Below are 4,804 nucleotides of genomic sequence, written 5' to 3'. Positions count from 1 at the left end.
GGTGCCCCGGGGGCCCCGCCCCCGCCGTCCTTCGCCCGGACCCCGCCCGGTGGCCCGCGGCCCGTAGAGTCGGTCGGCGGCGCGCGGTCGCGGACCGTCGCGCGCCGCCGACCATCGTGGACATCGTGGACAGGGGCGAGGGCAGACGGATGACACTCTTGACGGCGCTTCAGGGCGGCCCGGACGACTCGGGCGACGCACTGCGGATCTCCGACGGCCCCGGGCTCTCCCGCGAGCAGCTGCTCGGTGCGGCCACCGCCGTCGCCGACCGGGTGGCCGGCGCCCCGGCCCTCGCGGTGCTGGCCCGGCCCACCGCCGAGACCGTGGCCGCCGTCGTCGGCGGCCTGCTCGCCGGGGTGCCGGTGGTGCCGCTGCCGCCCGACTCCGGGCCCAAGGAGCGCGCCCACATCCTGCGCGACTCCGGCGCCGCCCTGCTCGCCCACGCCGCCGCCGACACCCCGCCGCAGGACGCCGGGATCGCCGGCCTCCCGGTCGACCTGCGCGAGCGCTCCGCCACCACGTACGCCGAGCCCGACCCCGCGGCCACCGCCTTCGTGCTCTACACCTCCGGCACCACCGGCGCGCCCAAGGGGGCGGTGATCGGGCGCTCCGCCGTCGCCGCCGACCTCGACGCGCTCGCCGACGCCTGGCAGTGGACCGCCGAGGACACCCTGGTGCACGGCCTGCCGCTGTTCCACGTGCACGGCCTGGTGCTCGGCGTGCTCGGCGCGCTGCGCACCGGCAGCCGGCTGGTGCACACCGGACGGCCCACCCCCGCCGGGTACGCGGCGGCGGGCGGCACCCTCTACTTCGGTGTGCCGACCGTCTGGTCCCGGGTGGCGGGGGACCCCCAGGCGGCCGCCCGGCTCGCCTCCGCCCGGCTGCTGGTCTCCGGCAGCGCCCCGCTGCCCGTCCCGGTGTTCGAACGGATCGCCGCGCTGACCGGCCACGCCCCGATCGAGCGCTACGGCATGACGGAGTCGCTGATCACCGTCTCCACCCGGGCCGACGGCGAGCGCCGCCCCGGCAGCGTCGGCCTGCCGGTGGCCGGGGTGCGCACCCGGCTGGTCGGCGAGGACGGCGGGCCGGTGCCGCACGACGGCGAGAGCGTCGGCGAGCTCCAGGTCGCCGGGCCCACCCTGTTCCGGGGCTACCTCGACCGGCCGGACGCCGACGCCGAGGCCTGGACCGCCGACGGCTGGTTCCGCACCGGGGACGTCGCGGTGATCGGCGCGGACGGCTTCCACCGGATCGTCGGGCGCGCCTCCGTCGACCTGATCAAGAGTGGCGGCTACCGGATCGGCGCCGGCGAGGTGGAGGCGGCGCTGCGCGACCACCCGGCGGTGGCCGACGCCGCCGTGGTCGGCGTGCCGGACGACGACCTCGGCCAGGCGATCGTGGCGTACGTCGTTCCGGAGGGTTCCGTGACGGGCGAACAGCTGACGGCCTTTGTGGCGGAGCGCCTCTCGGTGCACAAGCGGCCCCGACGGGTGGTGCTGGTGCCCGAACTGCCCAGGAACGCCCTGGGAAAGGTGCTGAAGAAGCAGCTGCCGGCGGAGTCGGCACACGGGTGACGGGCGGTCATCCGGCGCCGGGTCGGATGACGGTCGCTCACCTTCCGTGAGCCTTCCTTTGGCGCACTCCACTGCGCGCCGTGAGCGAACGCGTGCCTAACGTGACAAGCGGCGCGGCCGGGGCCGGTGAGGCCCCGCGCACCGCGTCCAGCGTTCAGCTCCCAGCGTTCGGCGCGATCGAGGCGACCGGCGCGATCAGCGAAGGAAGACAGCAGCATGACGACCGTCAACACCGGCGCACCGGGTGCCGCCGACGACGCGACCGAGCAGCACACCGCAGACCCCACCCCCCGTCCGGCGGCGGGCGGCCGCCCTTCCCGTGCGGCGCGGATCCGCCGGGGGATAGGCCTGGTGGCCGTGATCGCGGCCGGCGCCGGCGTGATCGGCCTCGGCACCTCGGCCGGGACCGCGGCGGCCGAGCCGGCGCCGGCCCACGCCGGATGGGACGGCTCGCGGTACTGGTTCAAGGACAGCCAGGGCCACTGGCGCTGGACCTCGCACTACGACGTCTACCTGGCGCGCACCGGCGGCTCGGGCTCCGGCTCGGGGACGTCGGGCACGCGGGCGGCCGGCTCCGCCGGGGGGATCACCCAGGGGTGGGACGGCTCCCGGTACTGGTTCCGCAACAGCCAGGGCCAGTGGCGCTGGACCTCGCACTACGACATTTACCTGGCGCGCACCGGTGGCTCGGGCAGCGGCTCGGGCTCCTCGTCGGCGGACTCGGCGTCCGCCCCGGCGGCGGACCGTGACGTCGAGACGGCGGTGCAGTTCGCGCTCGCCCAGCGCGGCAAGCCGTTCCGGACGGCCGGCAACGGGCCGGACGGCTACGACTGCTCGGGCCTCGTCCAGCAGTCCTTCCGGCGCGGCGGCATCTCCCTGCCGAGGGTCGCCAACGACCAGTACGCGGCCACCACGCCGGTGACGGCCGGACAGCTGCGCCGCGGCGACCTGCTGTTCTGGTCGGACGACGGCACCGCGCGCGGCATCCACCACGTGGCGATCTACCTGGGCGACAACCAGTACGTGGAGGCCGCGCGGCCCGGGACCTCGATCCGGGTCTCGCGGATCAGCAGCGGCTACTACCCGACCCACATGGGCCGGCCCTGAGGCGTGGCCGCACGGCCCCGCCGGCGCCCGGGCCACGGCGGCCCGGCGCCGGCGGGGCGGTCCGACGCGGCCGCCGAACGACGGGGGAGACCCGCGCCCCACAGGGCGTGAGAGGTGCGGCGGGGGCGCGCGCACCACGGCCGGACTACGGTGGCGGGGAGGCGCACTCCGGCGCCCCGGGGGTCGTACGGGAACCGTCGCAGGCCCTCTGACCTGGGCACATGCCCCTGTCAAACGGAACGGGGAACCGCCATGAGCGGCACGCACGTGGAGGTATGGGGACCGGCGCGGCCGGGGTACCACCTCGGGTGGCGCCGGCACGACTGACGGGGGCGCCGCCCGGTGCGAACGGCGCCGGGGGAGGTCGAGAACATGGGGGCGTGAGTGATCGTCTGGGTCAATGGCACATTCGGGGCGGGCAAGACCAGCGCCTGCCGCGAGCTGGTGGAACTGCTGCCGGGCAGCATGCTCTTCGATCCCGAGCTGGTGGGCTTCGGACTGCGCGCGATGCTGCCGGCCGACCGGATGGCGGCGGTGTCGGACTTCCAGGACCTGCCGGCCTGGCGCCGGCTCGTCCCCGAGACGGCGGCCGCACTGCTCGGTGAGGTGCCGGGACCGCTGGTGGTCCCGATGACGCTGCTGCGGGAGGACTACCGGGACGAGATCTTCGGGTCGCTCGCCTCGAACGGCATCGCCGTGCACCATCTCGTCCTCGACGCTGAAGAAACGATCCTGCGCGAGCGCATCGCCCGGCGCGAGGAGATCCCGGACGACCCGGAACGCAGCGAGCGGATCCGCCAGTGGTGCCTGGACCACCTGCCGCGCTACCGCGCCGCCCGCCGCTGGCTGCGCCGCGACGCCCGGCTCGTCGACACCTCCGGCCTCACCCCGCGCGAGACCGCCGCCCGGCTCGCCCAACTGGTGGGCGACGGCTCCGCCCGCTGCCCGATCGTGCAGACCCCCGACCCGACCGGGGACACCGTGGCCGCCGCCGTCCTGCTCTTCGACGAACAGGACCGGGTGCTGCTCGTCGACCCCGTCTACAAACCGGACTGGGAGTTCCCCGGCGGCGTCGTCGAACGCGGCGAGGCACCCACCGACGCCGCCCTGCGCGAGACCGCCGAGGAACTCGGCCTGCGCCTCGACCCGGCCGCGCTGCGCCTGCTCGCCGTCGACTGGGAGCCGCGCACCGGCCCGCGCCGCGGCGGGCTGCGCCTGGTCTACGACGGCGGACTCCTGGACGCCACCGCCCGGCAGGGGCTGCTGCTCCAGCAGGAGGAACTGCGCGGCTGGCGGTTCGTCAGCCTGGACGAGGCCGCCGGACTGCTGCCCCCGGGCCGCCACCGGCGGCTGGCCGCTGCGCTGGACGCCCGCCGCTGCGGCGAACTGCGCTACCTGGAGGCCGGTCGCCGGGCCGGGGTGGGGCTGACGCGGACCGCCGACGCGGCGTGAGCCCGCCAGGCCCGGACGCGGCGGCGCCCGCGGGTGACGGGCACGGCCGCACGGCGGCAGGATGAGGGCATGCCGTTCACCCTGAGCCACCCGGCCGCCGTGCTGCCCCTGCTGCGCGCCGCGGGCGGGCGCGGTCCGCTGGTCGCGTCGGCGCTGGTCGCCGGATCGCTGGCGCCCGACGTGCCGTTCTTCGCCGAATCGCTGCTGCCCGGCGTGTACCGGTACGGCGGCGCCACCCACCGCTGGTGGGCGGTGCCGACGCTGGACGTGGCGCTCGCCGCCGGTCTGGTGGCGGGCTGGCACGGACTGGTGCGCGGGCCGCTGGTCGCGCTGCTCCCCGGTCGGTGGGCGGGCGCCGCCGAGGCGCTGACGGCCCGCCGGGCCGGGCGGGGCCGGCCGTCCGGCGCGGACCTCGGGTGGTTCGCGCTCTCGGCGGCGGTCGGGGCCGCGAGCCACGTCGGCTGGGACGGCTTCACCCACGCCGGGCGGTTCGGGGCCCGGCTGCTGCCGGCGCTGGAGCGGCCGGTGGCGGGCGGCCCGCCGTTGTACGAGGTGCTGCAGTACGGCACCTCGGTGCCGGCGCTGGCCGCGGTGGCGCGCCACGCGGTGCGGCGGGCCCGGGCGGTGGAGCCGGTCCGGCCGGCCGACGGGCCGTCGGACCGGGCCCGCCG

Annotated in this window: 4 protein-coding genes; all 4 read left to right on the top strand. The window is 77.1% G+C overall.

The annotated features are described in order from the left end of the window. Nucleotides 1–149: 149 nt before the first annotated feature. A complete protein-coding gene (locus ACFXAM_RS37875; RefSeq protein ID WP_380298387.1) occupies nt 150–1,574 on the top strand; it encodes an acyl-CoA synthetase in 1,425 nt (474 codons plus the stop codon). Between the two features lie 216 nt (nt 1,575–1,790). Beyond that, on the top strand, nt 1,791–2,681 hold the full coding sequence (locus ACFXAM_RS37870) for a C40 family peptidase (RefSeq protein ID WP_380298385.1): 891 nt from the start codon (nt 1,791–1,793) through the stop codon (nt 2,679–2,681). A gap of 384 nt (nt 2,682–3,065) precedes the next feature. Further along, nucleotides 3,066–4,133 (top strand): NUDIX domain-containing protein, encoded by a 1,068-nt coding sequence (locus tag ACFXAM_RS37865; protein ID WP_380298383.1) that lies wholly within the window; start codon nt 3,066–3,068, stop codon nt 4,131–4,133. A 69-nt stretch (nt 4,134–4,202) separates the two neighbouring features. Beyond that, nucleotides 4,203–4,804, top strand: a 602-nt coding sequence (locus tag ACFXAM_RS37860) for a DUF4184 family protein (RefSeq protein WP_380298382.1), incomplete at its 3' end; no start/stop codon positions are given.

The organism is Kitasatospora sp. NPDC059462, from assembly GCF_042749955.1.
Taxonomy (GTDB): domain Bacteria; phylum Actinomycetota; class Actinomycetes; order Streptomycetales; family Streptomycetaceae; genus Kitasatospora.
Note: the sequence above shows the minus strand (reverse complement) of the source record. Positions and strands in the feature narration are given on the sequence as shown.